We start from the raw sequence: 16,174 nt of genomic DNA, 5'->3' as shown, positions 1-16,174 counted from the left end.
CGAGAAAGCGGAGACGTGCAAGCGTAAGCCGTTTACCCCGATACAATCCAATACTGATTCAAACCCTCGACGATACCCTTTCTGCATCATGCTCGACGTCAAGCCGCTTCGCTATTTCGTCACGCTCGCGCAAACGCTGCACTTTGGCCGCGCGGCTGCCCGCCTCCACCTGTCGCAACCGCCGCTGAGCCGGCAACTGGCGTCGCTGGAAGCGTCGCTCGGCGTGACGCTGATCGAGCGCACGCCGCGCAGCGTCACGCTGACGGCCGCGGGCGAACGCTTTTATGCCGATGCTAAAGCGATCCTCGCGTCGATCGAACAGGCCGCGAAAAATGCGCGCGCGGCGTCCGTCGGCGATATGGGCCAGTTGACCATCGGCTTCACGATGTGCGCGGCGTATAGCGTGCTGCCCGCCTATGCGCGCGCTTATGGCAGCGCGCATCCCGACGTGACGCTGAATCTGCGCGAAGTGGTGTCGAACGATCTCGCGTCGCAGGTGCTCAACGCGCAGATCGACGCGGCGATCATGTTTCCGGGCGCGCCCGACAAAGGGCTCGACACGCGCACGATCTTCACCGAGCCGCTGTGCGCTGCGTTATCGCGCGATCATGCACTCGCTCGGGCACGGCATCTGAAGATCGCGCAGCTCGCGCGAGAGCCGTTCGTGATGGCGTCGGAAGCCGTTGCGCCGAGCCTGCGCGCGACCATCGTCGATCATTGCCTGCAAGGCGGCTTCACGCCCGATGTGCGCTTCGAGGTCCAATTGCAGCAGACGGTGCTGAGTCTCGTCGACGAAGGCGTGGGCATTGCGCTCGTGCCCGAGTCGATGCGCAAGGCGCAACTGCCGGGCGTCGTATTCAAACCGCTCGCCGATGCGCCGACGATTTCGCAGCTGCTCGTGTGGTCGCCGTCGAACCGCAATCCGTGTCTCGCGCGGTTTCTGGAGATGGCGGTCGAGCGGAAAGCAAGTGGAAAAGATAGCCGCACGCGCCCGCGCGTTGGTGCGCGGACGCGTCGATGACGCGTTACTGATAAGCCGACTTGCGCGCCGCCGCGCCCGACGCGCGCGCAATGCGTTCGCTGCGCTCGACCATCGCGCCGAACAGCAGGCCGATGGTCGCCCACATGAGCGCCTGCATGCCGAGCGCCGTCATGCGGAACTTCCACAGCACGACAGCCGGGAATGCTTCGGGCACTTCGTTGACGGCCGGCAGCGCGATCTGGATCGCGGCGACGATGGCGACGAACACGATGCCGCCCACGATCGACGCGTTCCACTGCCCGAGCCGCGGCAGCAGATGCTTGCGGACTTTCATCGCGAACACCATCACGACGATCGACGTGACGATCATCAGAAAGAAGAGCCCGGTGCGCATGCCGATCGTGTCCGGGTCGCCGACGGAAGGCGGATTCGCCGGATACTTGATGGTCGGAACGAGCACGACGGCGACGAACGCGCCGAGCGCGAGCCAGGCCGACAACGCACGGGCGCCGAGTTCGCCGGCGCGGCCATGCAGATACGCGAAGGTCAGCGCGAACAGCCCGCCGAACGCCATCCCATATGCGACGACGCCCGTCAGCAAGCCGAGGCCCGCCTGCGTGCCGCGGCTGACGAGCTCTTCTTCGTGCGCGTCGCCGTGATCGTGCGCCGCATGCATCTTTTCTTCGAACGAGATCGCCGTGTCGACCAGCGGCTCCCCCGCGACGCGCGCGAACGCGAACACGAGCAGGCCCGCGACGATGCCTGCGAGCATCCCTCGCATCAACAGCTTCCCAACCATGGCGATGACTCCCCTATGCGGTCAGTGGCAAGGAAAGCCGAGCAAATGGCGGCCGTCGTGCACGAACTCGTGCACGTACATGCCGGGAATCAGCGAAGTCGCGCCCTGTTCGGCGCCGATGAAATACAGCGCGAGCAGCATCAGCAGCCCGCCGAAGATCACCCACGGCAGCAGTTCGCGCAGCGGGATCGGCGTGGGTTGAGCGGGCTGGATGGATTGACCGGTGTGGTCGAGAAAGGCGTCGTTCATGACGGACATCTCCTTGGGGTTGCGCGCCCCGATAGTCGATTCAGGATGAAGTCGAAGCTTGGGTCTGGCTTCCGGCTTGTGTACTGCATGACTGCTTACGCATTCACTACCGATTACAGTGGCGCGACCGCGCCGGGCTTGCACCGGCTTCCGCGCTTCGAGTGGCGTCTATTCTACGCGCTAAACTCGCGCACGCTTGCTACTTTCTTCCCGTTCCCTAATAAGAGCCCGTCATGCGCGCACGCCTGTTGTTGATCAGCCACCCGGCGACGGCCGCACAGCGCAAAGGCGCATTCCCCGCTGACGAACCGCTCGACGCGCGCGGCATCGCCGAAACGGGGCGATTTCGTGCGTCGAACGAGACTCTGCTGAACGCCGTCGATTCCACGCTGAGCAGCCCCGCTGCGTGCGCGCTCGACACCGCTCGGGCGCTCGGACTCGACGCCGCCATCGCGCCGGATCTGGTCGATATCGACTATGGACGCTGGCGCGGCAAACGTCTGAGCGAGCTTGCGAACGAAGAGCCCGAAGCGCTCGAGGCATGGACGCGCAATCCGTCGGCGGCACCGCATGGCGGCGAATCGTTCGACGCGCTGATGCTGCGCGTGGGCCGCTGGCTCGATGCATTCGAACGTGAACGTGACGGCACCACGCTCGCGATCACGCACGCGCCCGTGATACGCGCGGCGCTGTTGCACGTGCTGCGCGCGCCATCCGATGCGTTTGCGCGGATGGAGATCGCGCCGCTTTCGATCGTCGAATTGCAGCGCGGCGAGCGCGGCTGGACGTGGTGGCCCGCTCATCGCGCATCGGCACCCTAAGCTCATCGGCACCCTAAGCTCATAGGACCGTAATGATCATAAGGCCGGGCACGACAACACCTGCTGCGCATTGACGGTCGTGCCGGGCATGCCGTTCGTGGCGGGCGTGCCTTGCACCGGCATCGCGATCAGGCGCACGGCATCCGTGCCCGCGTTTGCGAGCACGTAGCGCTCGGGGCGGCCTTGTGGCTGCCAGTACGCGCGATAGACGCCGCCATCCGACATCACGTGCAGCGTGCCGCGCACCGTCTTGCCGCCCGCGATGAAATCGACGGGCTCGCCGTCGCGCAGCGCAAAGCCGTTCGCCGCCGAGACGCTTGAAGCGCTCGACGCGCTCGATGCGCCCGCCCCGCCGCTCGCGCCCGACAGCACGCCGCAGGACGCATCGCCCGTCGCCGCGACCGACAGTTGAGCGACCGTCCATAGCGCAAGGGGCGCAATCGTTCTGAATGTCATGAGGTGCCTCGTGTCGCTTGGGGCATCGGGTTTATGTGGCTCGAGTATGAGTCCTGGGACCGCACATTTCGAGCTTGAAGTGCCTGACTTCGTTCCGGGCATTTGATCGGCGATCGAGCGCCACGCCTTTGCAAGGGTCGTACCCAACATCTCATGCACGCATCGTCGCGCGTGCGAATCGCGTCATGAACACGCGCGCGAATTTTGACCGCGTGGCACCGCGCTTTTTGACGTGCGATAACGATCAGGTCTTTCACAAGCGTTCACCGACAAGAGGCAAACCTGATGGCTACGCTCGAAGCGTTTCGTACCGTACTCGACGATGCACGCACGCCCGAGATCATCCGCAACCACATCATCGACTCGCTGCAATATGCGCTGCGCAATCACGGCCAGATCTTCACGTCGAACGAAGTCGAATGGCTGGCGAAATGGGATGACGCGCGCATTCCCCTCGCCGCGACGCGCGAGCTGCAAAAGCGCACGACGCAGACTGCTGAATGATCCCATTCATTGCGTGCGCTGTGGGCGCCGCTCGATCCGTTTCGCCCGGCAGATGCCGATATAACGAAGCCTGCGCTACACAGAGGCCTGTTTTTAGGGCATAATATACGTATTGCAGTCATTCGCCGGCATGATCTGGCGCTCTGCATGATCGCAACGCTTCAATGTTGTTCAACGTCTTTATCGCGTTGCGCCAGGTTGCAGGAATCGTTGAACTAATCGCGTTACATCACAGCCGTTCAGCCACCGCAATAAAAGCAGGCGGCAGGCGTCGGCGGTCCCCGTCACTCCGGCATCGCGCTACGTGCCAATACCAAACAGAGTGACATTCGTCATGCGTCGGGTGCCTTCGCGGCATCAACGTAGTGTTCTCCATCGTTCCGCGTGTATCGCGGCTGCGTCCGAGCCAGCGCTTACGGCTCACGCCAACATTTTTCCATTGCGGCGCGCTCATATTGCCGCGCCGCCGGTTGCTCCGCTCGCCGCGCATCGCTCATTCATTGCGCGCGCGGGCAACCCGCACGACAGGAGTACGCATATGGTCAAGACCTACAAAGGCTATGAAATTCATCCGCTCGTCTATCCGCGCCGCACGGCGAGCGGCGTGACCAATCGCAATTCGATCGACGGCGGCTACGACGCGTCGGTGCGCATCTGCCGCGTCGGCGCGAGTGCCGCGGACGAAGGTCGCGTGTTCCGCATCGCGCAGTTCCGGCCGTTCGAAGGCGCGGGCAAGGCACGCATGGCCTGCATGGAACATGCGGCGCAGGTGATCGACGGTCAGGTCGACGGTCAAACCGTTTCCGACCTCTGACGCACACGCGCCGCCCAAGGCGCGTTCCGCCTGCTTCACACGCATCACCGCGACAGCGTATGGGCTGCCGCGCAAGACACGCTGCGCGCCACGCGCGGCACCCTTCCCTCATCGACCAGGAGTTTGCATGGCGAAAGAAGACCTCATTGAACTGGACGGCATTGTCGACGAAGTGCTGCCCGACAGCCGCTATCGCGTGACGCTGGATAACGGCGTCGTCGTGGGCGCATATGCGTCGGGACGCATGCGCAAGAATCACATCCGCATCCTCGCGGGCGATCGCGTAACGCTCGAACTGTCGGTCTACGACCTGACCAAAGGGCGCATCAACTTCCGTCACAAGGACGAGCGCAGCAGCGCACCGCGTAGCGCACCCATGCGCCGTCGCTGACGTTCCCTCTCACCGTTTCCTCTTCATGCGCGTCGCGCCTGATACGGCCGGACGCTGACAACTCTTTGGCGCACGATGCATGCGCATGGTGCGCCGGCGATGCGCTGGCCATGCGCTGGCACGCGCTCACAATCTGCCGTCAACGCGCTGACGATGTGCCGGCACGCGCCGGCAATACAGGCGACGCATCGCGCGCAACCTATCCCCGCCTCACGCGCCGAATACGGCGCTCACATCGTCGCTCGCGCTCGTCTGCATGCGCGTCACGACGCGTTCCTCCAGTTCCGCGAGATGCATGCGCATCGCTTCGAGCGCGGCGGGCAGATCGCCGCTGTCGAGCGCTTCGACGAGCTGCGCGTGCTCATCGGCGGAACAGGTCGTGCCCTTCGACGGATCGAAGAGCGCCTTGTACAACTCCGTCTTCGCGACCAGTTGCGCGACGAAACCCTGCAGCTCCGCGCCACCCGCGATCTGCGTAAGCAGCACATGAAACTGCCCGGCAAGGCGCACCTGCTCGTCCACGCGCCCTTGCTTCAAGACCTTCTTCTCACTTGCGACATGCGCTTTCAAAAGACGCCTGTCCTGCGCCGACAACGCGCCGCATAGCGCCGTGACGATGCCCGCCTCGACGATCTGCCGCGCCCGGTAAACCTGCCGCACGTCGTCCTCCGACGGCGACGGCACGAACGCGCCGCGATTCGCTTCGAGCACCAGCTTGCCTTCGAACCCGAGCCGCGCGAGCACCTTGCGCAGCGCGCCGCGCGTGCAGCCGAACGCGGCCGCGAGATCGCGCTCCACGAGTTGCGCGCCCGGACGCAGACGGCCTTCGAGCAGCGCCTTCGTAATCGACGCGTAGATGCGTTCCTCGACGTTGTCGTCGTCGGTGGCGGGTGGCGGAGTTTTCGTGCGTGAGGCCATGATGATGTGAGATGGACTGACGTAGCCAGGCAACGGGCGGCACAGACAGCGGCGCGAAAAAGCGCCTGAAGCGGCCGTATTGTAGCCATCGGCGGGCGTGACTGCATCAGGCATCGGACGCGGCCTTGCAAATACCGGAGATACCCGTTCACGGAGAAATGGTTAACCATTTTAAGCTATTATGGTTGACCAAAATCCACGCTTTTCTTGCAAGGCATTCCAGTGAACCAGACTCCCGGCATCGACAACACCCAGATCTCGCGCCCGAAGGCAGCCACCGGCCTATCGTGGAACGACGGCATCTGGCTTGCCGCGATCGTTGCGATCGGCCTCAATCTGCGCCCGCTGCTGACGTCGGTCAGTCCGTTGATGGCGACGATTCGCGCCGCCACAGGCCTGAGCTTTTCCGGCGCATCGCTTCTGACGAGCCTGCCTGTCGTCGCGATGGGGTTCGGCGCGCTTGGCGCGGGCATGCTTACGCGCGTCGTCGGCGAGACGCGCGGCGTCGCGCTGGGGCTTCTGGCCATCGCTCTCGCGTGCGGCGCGCGCCTGACCGCATCGAGCGGCATCGCCTTGCTGACGACGGCGCTGTTCGCCGGCATCGGCGTCGCGGCCATTCAGGCGCTGCTGCCCGGCGTGATGAAGCAGCGCTTTCATGCGCGCGTGCCGCTCGCGATGGGCCTGTTCTCCGCGTCCATCATGGGTGGCGGCGGACTCGGCGCGAGCCTGAGCCCTTACATCGCGCGCGCCTTCGATTCGTGGCACGCGGGCCTCGCGATCTGGGCCGCGCCCGCCGCGCTCGCATGCGCATGCTGGCTCGCGCTGCATCGTTCGACGTCGACATCGTCCGATGCTCGCGCCTTGCGGTCAGCGGACCCGCAGCCGCGCACGCGATCCGTTGCGATGTGGCGCAAGCGCCGCGCGTGGTCGCTCGGGCTGCACTTCGGCCTCGTCAACGGCGGCTATACGACGCTCGTCGCGTGGCTGCCCGCGTACTACCAGCAGCGCGGCGCGAGCGTCGCGCACAGCGGCTCGCTGCTCGCGGCGATGACCGTCTTCCAGGCCGCGTCCGCGTTGCTGCTGCCGCTCGCCGCCTCGTCGTTCCGCGACCGCAGGCCGTGGCTCGTCGCGGGTCTGTCCGCGCAACTGCTCGGCATCGTCGGGCTGCTCGCGTTTCCCGACGATGCGCCGCTCGCGTGGATCGCGATCGCCGGCGCGGGGCTCGGCGGGACCTTCTCGCTGACGCTCGTGACCGCCCTCGATCACGCCGACGATCACCGCATCGCCGGGCGGCTCGTCGCGTTCGTGCAGGGCATCGGCTTTATCGTCGCGGCGATTTCGCCCGTGATCGCGGGGCGTCTGCGCGATCTGACGGGCGGCTTCGCCGCTGCGTGGATCATGCTTGCAGTCTGCATTGCCGCAATGATCGCGCTGACCTTCGCGTTCTCGCCGCGCAGCTACGGGCGCTGGCTCGGGCCGCGATAGCGCTCCCCCTCCACTTCGCGCCGCGCGACACAACGCCCACGCAACGCAATGCGCGCGCCGTCAATGCGCTTGACCGCGCTAAATGAGTGCAGCGGGCCGCGCCGCGCACTGCTGCGGTGCAATACAAGAACTCGGCGAGTAATCCGCGAAGCCTTGTCCAGCAAGGCTCCCAGCGATTGCTGCCAGATGGCATGCTAGTTGCAAATAGGTGAGCGCTCCTTGCAAGGGCGCAAGGCGGCACGCGGGGCGGCGACGGGAAGGCGCAGCCACGCAGGAACCCGGCAACGCGGCATTCCGCGCGACATCGCGCGAGAGAACAGAGTGCCGCGGAGCGCCATAATCGGTCGGGCAATGACGTTCGACGTTCGTCGCATCGGGCAAAGCATCCCGGCGCGACCCACGACAGAACATCGATCATGAGCAAACCCCGACTCGTCGTCATCGGCAATGGCATGGCCGGCATCCGCACGCTCGAAGAGTTGCTGACGATCGCGCCCGACCACTACGACATCACTGTCTTCGGGGCCGAGCCGCATCCGAACTACAACCGCATTCTTCTGTCGCCCGTGCTAGCAGGCGAGCAGACCTTCAACGACATCGTTCTCAATCCGCTCGAATGGTACGAAGCGAACGGCATCGCGCTGCACATGGGCAAGACCGTCGAGCGCATCGACCGCGTGCGCCGCAAGGTCGTCGCGAGCGACGGCACCGAGGCACACTATGACCGCCTGCTGATCGCGACGGGCTCGACGCCCTTCATCCTGCCCATCCCCGGCAACACGCTGAAAGGCGTAATCACGTATCGCGACATCTACGACACGCAGACGATGATCGATACGGCCGCCGTCAAAAAGCACGCGGTGGTGATCGGCGGCGGGCTGCTCGGGCTCGAGGCGGCGAACGGCCTGAAGCTGCGCGGCATGGACGTGACCGTCGTGCATCTCGCCGACACGCTGCTCGAACGTCAGCTCGACGCGACGGCGGGCAAGCTGCTGCAACGCTCGCTCGAAGCGCGCGGCCTCGGCTTCCTGTTGAGCACGGCGACGACGGAAATCATCGGCAACGATGCGGGTGAAGTGGCGGGCGTGCGCTTCAGGAACGGCGATACGCTCGCGACCGATCTCGTCGTGATGGCAGCGGGCATTCGTCCGAACACCGCGCTCGCGGAAGCGGCGGGCCTCTACTGCAATCGCGGCGTGGTCGTGAGCGATGCGCTGCAAACGTACGATCCGCGCATCTATGCCGTCGGCGAATGCGTGAGCCATCGCGGCATCGCGTATGGTCTCGTCGCGCCCCTCTTCGAGCAGGCGAAGGTGTGCGCGAATCACCTCGCGCTGATGGGCATCGGCAGCTACAAGGGCTCGGTGATGTCGACCAAGCTCAAGGTGACGGGCATCGATCTCTTCTCGGCCGGCGACTTCATGGGCACCGAAGGCACGGAGGAAATCGTGCTGTCGGACCCGTCGGGCGGCGTCTACAAAAAGCTCGTGATCAAGGACGATCAGCTCGTTGGCGCGTGCCTCTATGGCGATACCGCCGACGGTGCGTGGTACTTCAAGCTGCTGCGCGAAGGCCGCAAGCTCGGCGAGTTGCGCGATCACATCATGTTCGGGGAATCGAGTGTCGGCGACGCGGGCGTGCAAGGCCAGAGCCGCGCCGCCGCGATGGCCGACAGCGACGAAGTGTGCGGCTGCAATGGCGTATGCAAGGGCACGATCGTCAAGGCGATCACGGAAAAAGGACTCTTCACCGTCGACGACGTGAAGAAGCACACGAAGGCCGCGAGCTCATGCGGCTCGTGCACGGGTCTCGTCGAGCAGATCCTGATGAGCACCGTCGGCTCCGACTTTCAGGAAACCCCTAAAACAAAGGCCATTTGCGCGTGCACGGACCGCAACCACGGCGAAGTGCGCAAGGCGATCCGCGACCAGCATCTGCTCACGCATCGCGACGTATACGACTTCCTCGAATGGCGCACGCCGAACGGCTGCGCGACGTGCCGCCCCGCGATCAACTACTACCTGCTGTCGACGTGGCCGCGCGAAGCCGTCGACGATCCGCAAAGCCGGTTCGTCAACGAACGCGTGCACGCGAACATCCAGAAGGACAACACGTTCTCCGTCATCCCGCAGATGAAGGGTGGCGTGACGAACCCGGCGGAGTTGCGCCGCATCGCCGATGTCGCGGACAAATACAACGTGCCGATGGTCAAGGTGACGGGCGGCCAGCGCATCGACCTGCTTGGCGTGAAGAAGGAAGACCTGCCGAACGTGTGGAAGGACCTCGGCATGAAGTCGGGGCACGCATACGGCAAGTCGATCCGCACCGTGAAAACGTGCGTGGGCAGCGAGTTCTGCCGCTTCGGCACGCAGAACAGCACGCAGATGGGCATCGACCTCGAAACGATGCTCGCGAACATGTGGTCACCGCACAAGGTGAAGCTCGCCGTATCCGGCTGTCCACGCAACTGCGCGGAAGCGGGCATCAAGGACGTGGGCGTGATCGCCGTCGACAGCGGCTGGGAACTGTACGTGGGCGGCAACGGCGGCATCAAGACGGAAGTCGCGCAATTTCTCGCGAAGGTGAAGACGGCCGAAGAGGTGAAGGAATACACGGGCGCGTTCCTGCAACTGTATCGCGAGGAAGCGTATTACCTCGACCGCACCGTGCATTACATCGCGCGTGTCGGGCTCGACTACGTGAAGCAGAAAGTGGTCGACGATGCGGCGAATCGCAACGCACTGTACGAGCGCCTGCTCTATTCGCTCGAAGGCTTGCCCGATCCGTGGGAAGCGCGCATCGGCGGCAAGCAGAAGCACGAATACATTCCGCTCAAGGTCGTCGCCTGAAGCGCGGCACCGGACAACGCAGAGGACAGAGAAACATGGACATGCAGGTCACTCACTCCTGGACGCGCGTGTGCGACGTCGCCGATATTCCGCGCCTGGGCAGCCGCGTGCTCGAACGCGACGGCGGCAACGTCGCGATCTTCCGCACGGCCGCCGACAACGTCTTCGCGCTGCTCGACCATTGCCCGCACAAGGGCGGCGCGCTGTCGCAAGGCATCGTGCACGGCGAAACGGTCACGTGCCCGCTGCACGCGTGGAATATCGATCTGGCGAGCGGCGCCGCGAAAGCCCCCGACGAAGGCTGCGCGCGTCATTTCCCCGTGCGCGTCGACAGCGACGGCGCGGTGTGGCTGGACCTTGACTGAGTGTCGTCGCGGCAACAGGGAGTCACGATGAAAACCGTTACCCGATCCACCTGCTGCTATTGCGGCGTCGGCTGTGGCGTGCTGATCGAAGCGGAGAACGGGCGCATCACGGATGTTCAGGGCGACCCCGAGCATCCCGCGAATTTCGGCAGGCTGTGCAGCAAGGGGCTCGCGCTCGCGTCGAGTGCGCAGAGCCTGACGGGCCGCGCGCTCCGCCCTGAAATGCGCATGTATCGCGCGGAAGCACGCCGCCCCGTCGAATGGAGCGATGCACTCGATCACGTCGCCGCGCGCTTTGCCGACGTGATCGAACGGCATGGCCCGGACGCCGTCGCGTTTTACGTGTCGGGCCAGTTGCTGACAGAAGACTATTACGTATTCAACAAGCTCGCGAAGGGCTTGATCGGCACGAACAACATCGATACGAATTCGCGGCTGTGCATGTCGAGCGCCGTCGCCGCCTACAAGATGGCGCTCGGCGCGGACGGCCCGCCCACGTGCTACGACGATCTCGAACATGCGCAGACCGTGCTGTTCGCGGGCAGCAACATGGCGTGGGCGCATCCCGTGCTGTTTCGCCGGCTCGAAGACGCGAAGGCGAAGAACCCGGCCGTGCGCTGGATCGTCGTCGATCCGCGCCGCACGGATACGGCGTCGATGGCCGACCTGCATCTGCAGATTCAACCCGGCACCGACGTCGCGCTCTTCAACGGCATGCTGCATCACCTGATCTGGGAGGGGCTGATCGATCGCGATTACATCGAGCGTCACACGGAAGGTTTCGATGCATTGAAGCGTCTCGTGCGCGAGTTCACGCCGCGCGCGGCCGCCGAATTGTGCGGCATCGCGGAACACGATCTGATGCAGGCAGCCGAGTGGTTCGGCGCGAGCGATGCCGCGCTGTCGCTCTACTGCATGGGCCTGAACCAGTCGAGCCACGGCACCGACAAGAATCTCGCGCTGATCAATCTGCATCTCGCGACGCGCCAGATCGGCAAACGCGGCGCGGGCCCATTTTCGCTGACAGGTCAGCCAAACGCGATGGGCGGGCGCGAAGTCGGCGGCATGGCGACGATGCTGGCTGCGCATCGCGACATCGGCAACGCCGCGCATCGCGACGAAGTGGCGAAGCTCTGGGGCCTCGCCGACGCCGCGCGCCTGTCCGATCGCCCGGGTCTCCCCGCCGTCGAGATGTTCGAGGCGATGCGCAGCGGCAAGATCAAGGCCGTATGGATCGCGTGCACGAATCCTGCTCACTCGATGCCCGATATCGCGAAGGTGCGCGAGGCATTGAGCAAGGCCGAATTCGTCGTCGTGCAGGAGGCGTTCATGCAGACGGACACCGTTCCGTTCGCGGACGTCGTGCTGCCCGCCGCGACGTGGGGCGAGAAGTCCGGCACGGTCACGAATTCCGAGCGCCGCATTTCGCGCGTGCGCGCCGCAGTCGAGCCTGCCGGCGACGCGAAGCCCGACTGGTGGATCGCCCGCGAAATCGCGCAGCGCCTCGAAAAGCGCATCGCGCATGCAGGCTCGACGCTGTTCGGCTATGCATCGACGCAAGCGATTTTCGACGAACACCGCACGCTGACGCAGGGCCGCGATCTCGACATCATGGGCATCAGCTACGGGCTGCTCGACGAAGCGGGTCCGCAGCAATGGCCCTATCGCGCCGATGCAAAAGAAGCCGAAGCGCGCCGCTACACGGACGGCGTGTTCGCGACCGGCAACGGCAAGGCGCGCTTTCACGCGACGCCGTATCTGGGCGTCGCCGATGCCGTCAACGCGCGCTATCCGTTCCGTCTGACCACGGGCCGGCTACGCGACCAGTGGCACGGCATGAGCCGCACGGGGCGCGTCGGCAAGCTGTTCTCGCATGCGCCGGAACCCGCGCTCACGATGCAACGCGCGGATGCCACGCGACGCGGCCTGAGCGAAGGCGACCTCGTGCGCATCGCGAGCCGCCGCGGCGCCCTCGTGCTGCCGTTGCAGCTTTCAAGCGACGTGCCCTCGGGCACCGTGTACGCGCCGATGCACTGGAGCGGCCAGTTCCTCGCCAGCGGCGGCATCAACGAAACGACGCACGGCGCCGTCGATCCGCATTCGAAGCAGCCTGAACTGAAGCACGCGGCCGTGCGCATCGAACGCGCCGAACTGCCTTGGCGCGTGCTCGCCGCGCGCCGCGGCGACACGCTCGCGATGCACGCGGCCGTGCAGCCGCTGCTCGCGGAATGCGCGTATGCATCGGTGTCGTTCGAGGAAGGCGATCTGATCGTGCTGCGAGCCGCTCACGCCGAAGCGCCGCAAGGCTGGCTCGAACGCGTCTACGCCGCGCTCGATCTGCCCAAGGGCGACGACACGCTCGAGTACCGCGATGCGCGGCGTCAAACGGACAAGCGCGTGATCTGGCGCGACAACGTGATCGACGGCTTTGTGCTCGCGGGCGATGTCGCGAACGGCGACACGCTGATGGAGCAACTGCGCGCCGCGCAGCCGTGGCTCGGCCCGCGCTTCGCCGCGTTCTCACAGCAACGTCAGCATGCGGCGCCGCGCGATCGCGTCGTGTGCAGCTGCAAGCAGGTGAAGGAATCGCGCATCAACGAGGCGATCGCGCACGGCGCGACAGTGCCCGAGCTGAAAGCGGCGCTCGGTTGCGGCACGGTCTGTGGGTCGTGTGTGCCGGAATTGAAGCGAATGTGCGAGACTGTTGCTGTCGCCAGTTGAAGCGTAGGGCGGAACCCGCGATCCGACGCAACGAACCTGCTTGAACCCACACCATTCGATGCCGTGCCATCCATGCTGCGCGTTTTGCTCGTAACCGATACCGACAAGCCGATCGGCGAGTTGCGCGACGTGCTCGCGCGGCTCGGCTATCACATGCTCGCCGCCACGGCCTCGCCGCAAGCGCTGCACAAGACCGTCGAAAGCGAACGGCCGGACGTCATCATCATCGACACGGAATCGCCGTCGCGCGATACGCTCGAACAGCTTGCCGTGATGAACGCGACGGCGCCGCGCCCCGTGCTGATGTTCAGCAACGACGCGAACCAGCAGCTGATTCGCGACGCCGTCAGCGCAGGCGTCACCGCGTATCTCGTCGAAGGGCTCGAGACACAGCGTCTCGCGCCGATACTCGAAGTCGCGCTCGCGCGCTTTGCACAGGAGTCGCAACTGCGCGAGCGGCTTGCGCAGGCCGAGAACGAACTCGCCGAGCGCAAGCTGATCGACCGCGCGAAACGCCTGCTGATGGACTCGCAGAAGATGACCGAAAATGCCGCCTACGCGACGATGCGCAAGCGAGCGATGAATCAGGGCGTGAAGCTCGCCGAGGTCGCGCGCCAGATCGTCGCCACGGCCGGCTCGCCAGATTGAGGCGCTGTCCATGAACACTTCCGCACACATCCGCTCCTTCGACGAAACGGGCACGCTCGAAAAGACTCACTTGCGCCTGGGCTTCGTCGCGCTCAGCGATGCCGCGCCGCTCGTCGCCGCGAAGCTGCTCGAATTCGGCCACGCGCACGGACTCACGATCGAACTGCTGAAGCAGCCGTCGTGGGCCGCGATCCGCGACAAGCTGCTGTCCGGCGATCTCGATGCCGCGCATGCGCTCTATGGCCTCGTGTATGGCGTGCAGCTCGGCCTCGGCGGACCGCAAACCGATATGGCCGTGCTGATGGTGCTCAACCGCAACGGCCAGGGGATCACGATGTCGAAGCGTCTCGCCGACGCGCTCGACGAACACAAGACGCTGCCCGCCGCGCTCGCGACGCTCGGCCGCAAGCCCGTTTTCGCGCAGACGTTCCCGACGGGCACGCACGCGATGTGGTTGTATTACTGGCTCGCGTCGCAAGGCGTGCATTCGTTGCGCGATATCGAAAGCGTGGTCATTCCGCCGCCGCAGATGGTCGATGCGCTCGCGCAGGACCGGCTCGACGGGCTGTGCGTCGGCGAGCCGTGGAATGCCGTCGCGCAGGAGCGAAGCGTGGGCAGAACGATTGCGGCGACGAGCGAAGTGTGGCCCGATCATCCGGAGAAAGTGCTCGCTAGCCGGCGCGATTTCGTCAAGCGCCATCCGAACACGGCGCGTGCGCTCGTGCAAACGATGCTCGAGGCGTGCCGCTGGCTCGACGACGATGAGCATCGCGTGGAGATCTCGCGCTGGCTTGCTGCCGATGAGTTTATCGGCGTGCCTGCTGGTTCGATCACGCCGCGTTTGCTCAAGGCGGGTTCGGATGCGAACCCGGATGCAAAGCGCCGCGCTGTGCAGTTCTTCGAAGACGGCATGGTGAACTATCCGCATCCGTCAGAGGGGACGTGGTTCTTTACGCAATTCGCGCGCTGGCGAATGACGGACTGGCGTGGAGATTTTTCAGAGATTGCTGGCGAAGTCAATCAGACGGCGTTGTATCGTCAGGCAGCCTCGAATGTGGGCGTGAATGTCCCTGCACACTCGCCCTCTTCGCTATTGATCGACGGACGCGAATGGAACGGCATTGCCGACGAGGCCTATGTGAAGGGATTCTCGATCAGGGCGTGAAGCATGTTTCGACTGCGCTCCGGCGTGAATTGCAGCACGCCGGGGCGCCCCATCGCCGACACTCAATGCGTGGCGATATAAGCCTTCACAGCCGGCAACCCATCTTTCCCATCGATCGTCTGCACGCCCGCAAGCCACTTGTCCAGCGCTTGCGGATTCGCCTTCAGCCACGTGAGCGCGGCCTTGTTCGCGTCTTCCTTGTTCATGATCGGGACCATCACGTGATTCTCGATGGATGTCGTGAACTGCAGGTTCGACACGAGCTTCGCCGCATTCGGGCAACGCTGCGCATAGTCGGGCGGCGTGGCCGTGAAGACTTTTGCCTCGCCGTAGTTCGGCCCGAATACGTCGTCGCCGCCGGCAAGATAATCGATCTTCATCTGCACGTTCATCGGATGCGGTTCCCAGCCGAGGAACACGATCCACTTCTTCTCGCGAATCGCGCGGTTCACTTCGACCAGCATGCCCGCCTCGCTCGACTCGACCAGCTTGAACTTGCCGAGCCCGAACTGATTGCCGTCGATCATCTTCTTGATCAGCGCATTGCCGTCGTTGCCCGGCTCGATGCCGTAAAGCTTGCCGTCGAGCTTGTCCGCGTACTTCTGGATGTCGCTAAAGTTCTTCAGGCCGCCGTTATACACATAGTCAGGCACGGCGAGCGTGTATTTCGCGCCCGTCAGGTTCGGCGTCGCGAGCACCTTGATCGAGCCCGCCTTCACGAACGGCTGGATGATCGGGTCCATCGTCGGCGCCCAGTAGCCGAGAAATACGTCGATCTGCTTGCTCTTGATGCCCGCAAACGTGATCGGCACGGACGCGATCGTTTTCGTCGGGTTGTAGCCGAGCCCCTGAAAGATCGTCGACGCAAGGCCCGTCGTCGCGGCGATGTCGGTCCACCCGACGTCGGCGAAACGGACGTTGCGGCACACGGCGGGATCGGCGGCGTGCGCGGTTGCGGCGGCCGTGCCCAGCAGGGCAGCCGCCATCATCAGCTTGCGTTTCATTGC

Annotated in this window: 16 protein-coding genes; 11 read left to right on the top strand and 5 right to left on the bottom strand. The window is 64.8% G+C overall.

The window, feature by feature from the left end; genetic code table 11:
* The first annotated feature begins 88 nt into the window (after nucleotides 1-88).
* Nucleotides 89-1,021, top strand: coding sequence for a LysR family transcriptional regulator (locus tag AABE10_RS21150; protein ID WP_342935195.1), 933 nt, complete (start codon nucleotides 89-91; stop codon nucleotides 1,019-1,021).
* 4 nt (nucleotides 1,022-1,025) lie between these two features.
* Here the strand turns inward: AABE10_RS21150 and AABE10_RS21145 are convergent, their stop codons facing one another.
* Nucleotides 1,026-1,781, bottom strand: coding sequence for a CbtA family protein (locus AABE10_RS21145; protein ID WP_342935194.1), 756 nt, complete (start codon nucleotides 1,779-1,781; stop codon nucleotides 1,026-1,028).
* A 21-nt stretch (nucleotides 1,782-1,802) separates the two neighbouring features.
* Nucleotides 1,803-2,030, bottom strand: a complete 228-nt coding sequence (locus AABE10_RS21140; protein ID WP_342935193.1) for a CbtB domain-containing protein — start codon at nucleotides 2,028-2,030, stop codon at nucleotides 1,803-1,805.
* A 233-nt stretch (nucleotides 2,031-2,263) separates the two neighbouring features.
* Between AABE10_RS21140 and AABE10_RS21135 the strand changes: the two genes are divergently transcribed.
* Nucleotides 2,264-2,851, top strand: a complete 588-nt coding sequence (locus AABE10_RS21135; protein ID WP_342935192.1) for a histidine phosphatase family protein — start codon at nucleotides 2,264-2,266, stop codon at nucleotides 2,849-2,851.
* 36 nt (nucleotides 2,852-2,887) lie between these two features.
* On the opposite strand, the gene AABE10_RS21130 is transcribed toward AABE10_RS21135, so the two are convergent.
* The gene (locus AABE10_RS21130; RefSeq protein ID WP_342935191.1) at nucleotides 2,888-3,307 is read right to left on the bottom strand and encodes a hypothetical protein; all 420 of its coding nucleotides are present in this window, start codon (nucleotides 3,305-3,307) and stop codon (nucleotides 2,888-2,890) included.
* Between the two features lie 285 nt (nucleotides 3,308-3,592).
* Between AABE10_RS21130 and AABE10_RS21125 the strand changes: the two genes are divergently transcribed.
* The 3 genes from AABE10_RS21125 to infA all read left to right on the top strand — a co-directional run bounded on the left by AABE10_RS21125 (nucleotide 3,593) and on the right by infA (nucleotide 5,016).
* Nucleotides 3,593-3,811: a hypothetical protein gene (locus AABE10_RS21125; protein ID WP_342935190.1), complete on the top strand. Its 219-nt coding sequence runs from the start codon at nucleotides 3,593-3,595 to the stop codon at nucleotides 3,809-3,811.
* 538 nt (nucleotides 3,812-4,349) lie between these two features.
* Nucleotides 4,350-4,625 carry a hypothetical protein gene (locus AABE10_RS21120; RefSeq protein WP_342935189.1) on the top strand — a complete coding sequence of 92 codons (276 nt, stop codon included), beginning with the start codon at nucleotides 4,350-4,352 and terminating at the stop codon, nucleotides 4,623-4,625.
* Nucleotides 4,626-4,752: 127 nt separating this feature from the next.
* Complete coding sequence (infA, locus tag AABE10_RS21115; RefSeq protein ID WP_087739287.1) at nucleotides 4,753-5,016, top strand: translation initiation factor IF-1; 264 nt, start codon at nucleotides 4,753-4,755, stop codon at nucleotides 5,014-5,016.
* A gap of 210 nt (nucleotides 5,017-5,226) precedes the next feature.
* Here infA and AABE10_RS21110 read toward each other — a convergent pair whose 3' ends face one another.
* Nucleotides 5,227-5,934 (bottom strand): GntR family transcriptional regulator, encoded by a 708-nt coding sequence (locus tag AABE10_RS21110; protein WP_342935276.1) that lies wholly within the window; start codon nucleotides 5,932-5,934, stop codon nucleotides 5,227-5,229.
* 222 nt (nucleotides 5,935-6,156) lie between these two features.
* Here AABE10_RS21110 and AABE10_RS21105 point away from each other — a divergent pair, with 222 nt between their 5' ends.
* The 6 genes from AABE10_RS21105 to AABE10_RS21080 all read left to right on the top strand — a co-directional run bounded on the left by AABE10_RS21105 (nucleotide 6,157) and on the right by AABE10_RS21080 (nucleotide 15,167).
* On the top strand, nucleotides 6,157-7,419 hold the full coding sequence (locus AABE10_RS21105) for a cyanate transporter (protein WP_342935188.1): 1,263 nt from the start codon (nucleotides 6,157-6,159) through the stop codon (nucleotides 7,417-7,419).
* Between the two features lie 416 nt (nucleotides 7,420-7,835).
* Nucleotides 7,836-10,268 carry a nitrite reductase large subunit NirB gene (nirB, locus tag AABE10_RS21100; protein ID WP_342935187.1) on the top strand — a complete coding sequence of 811 codons (2,433 nt, stop codon included), beginning with the start codon at nucleotides 7,836-7,838 and terminating at the stop codon, nucleotides 10,266-10,268.
* A gap of 35 nt (nucleotides 10,269-10,303) precedes the next feature.
* Nucleotides 10,304-10,633: a nitrite reductase small subunit NirD gene (gene nirD / locus AABE10_RS21095; protein ID WP_342935186.1), complete on the top strand. Its 330-nt coding sequence runs from the start codon at nucleotides 10,304-10,306 to the stop codon at nucleotides 10,631-10,633.
* 27 nt (nucleotides 10,634-10,660) lie between these two features.
* Nucleotides 10,661-13,354 carry a molybdopterin-dependent oxidoreductase gene (locus AABE10_RS21090; RefSeq protein ID WP_342935185.1) on the top strand — a complete coding sequence of 898 codons (2,694 nt, stop codon included), beginning with the start codon at nucleotides 10,661-10,663 and terminating at the stop codon, nucleotides 13,352-13,354.
* Nucleotides 13,355-13,426: 72 nt separating this feature from the next.
* On the top strand, nucleotides 13,427-14,002 hold the full coding sequence (locus AABE10_RS21085; RefSeq protein ID WP_342935184.1) for an ANTAR domain-containing response regulator: 576 nt from the start codon (nucleotides 13,427-13,429) through the stop codon (nucleotides 14,000-14,002).
* A 10-nt stretch (nucleotides 14,003-14,012) separates the two neighbouring features.
* Nucleotides 14,013-15,167 (top strand): CmpA/NrtA family ABC transporter substrate-binding protein, encoded by a 1,155-nt coding sequence (locus AABE10_RS21080; RefSeq protein WP_342935183.1) that lies wholly within the window; start codon nucleotides 14,013-14,015, stop codon nucleotides 15,165-15,167.
* A 62-nt stretch (nucleotides 15,168-15,229) separates the two neighbouring features.
* On the opposite strand, the gene AABE10_RS21075 is transcribed toward AABE10_RS21080, so the two are convergent.
* Nucleotides 15,230-16,171, bottom strand: a complete 942-nt coding sequence (locus AABE10_RS21075) for a choline ABC transporter substrate-binding protein (RefSeq protein WP_342935182.1) — start codon at nucleotides 16,169-16,171, stop codon at nucleotides 15,230-15,232.
* Between the last annotated feature and the right edge of the window lie 3 nt (nucleotides 16,172-16,174).

It is taken from the genome of Paraburkholderia diazotrophica (genome assembly GCF_038900755.1).
GTDB lineage: Bacteria > Pseudomonadota > Gammaproteobacteria > Burkholderiales > Burkholderiaceae > Paraburkholderia > Paraburkholderia diazotrophica_A.
Note: the sequence above shows the minus strand (reverse complement) of the source record. Positions and strands in the feature narration are given on the sequence as shown.

Bases quoted from the DNA above. Each gene is read 5' to 3' on its own strand.
- AABE10_RS21150 (WP_342935195.1), top strand. From the start codon at position 89: ATGCTCGACGTCAAGCCGCTTCGCTATTTCGTCACGCTCGCGCAAACG.
- AABE10_RS21145 (WP_342935194.1), bottom strand. From the start codon at position 1,781: ATGGTTGGGAAGCTGTTGATGCGAGGGATGCTCGCAGGCATCGTCGCG.
- AABE10_RS21140 (WP_342935193.1), bottom strand. From the start codon at position 2,030: ATGAACGACGCCTTTCTCGACCACACCGGTCAATCCATCCAGCCCGCT.
- AABE10_RS21135 (WP_342935192.1), top strand. From the start codon at position 2,264: ATGCGCGCACGCCTGTTGTTGATCAGCCACCCGGCGACGGCCGCACAG.
- AABE10_RS21130 (WP_342935191.1), bottom strand. From the start codon at position 3,307: ATGACATTCAGAACGATTGCGCCCCTTGCGCTATGGACGGTCGCTCAA.
- AABE10_RS21125 (WP_342935190.1), top strand. From the start codon at position 3,593: ATGGCTACGCTCGAAGCGTTTCGTACCGTACTCGACGATGCACGCACG.
- AABE10_RS21120 (WP_342935189.1), top strand. From the start codon at position 4,350: ATGGTCAAGACCTACAAAGGCTATGAAATTCATCCGCTCGTCTATCCG.
- infA (WP_087739287.1), top strand. From the start codon at position 4,753: ATGGCGAAAGAAGACCTCATTGAACTGGACGGCATTGTCGACGAAGTG.
- AABE10_RS21110 (WP_342935276.1), bottom strand. From the start codon at position 5,934: ATGGCCTCACGCACGAAAACTCCGCCACCCGCCACCGACGACGACAAC.
- nirB (WP_342935187.1), top strand. From the start codon at position 7,836: ATGAGCAAACCCCGACTCGTCGTCATCGGCAATGGCATGGCCGGCATC.
- nirD (WP_342935186.1), top strand. From the start codon at position 10,304: ATGGACATGCAGGTCACTCACTCCTGGACGCGCGTGTGCGACGTCGCC.
- AABE10_RS21090 (WP_342935185.1), top strand. From the start codon at position 10,661: ATGAAAACCGTTACCCGATCCACCTGCTGCTATTGCGGCGTCGGCTGT.
- AABE10_RS21085 (WP_342935184.1), top strand. From the start codon at position 13,427: ATGCTGCGCGTTTTGCTCGTAACCGATACCGACAAGCCGATCGGCGAG.
- AABE10_RS21080 (WP_342935183.1), top strand. From the start codon at position 14,013: ATGAACACTTCCGCACACATCCGCTCCTTCGACGAAACGGGCACGCTC.
- AABE10_RS21075 (WP_342935182.1), bottom strand. From the start codon at position 16,171: ATGAAACGCAAGCTGATGATGGCGGCTGCCCTGCTGGGCACGGCCGCC.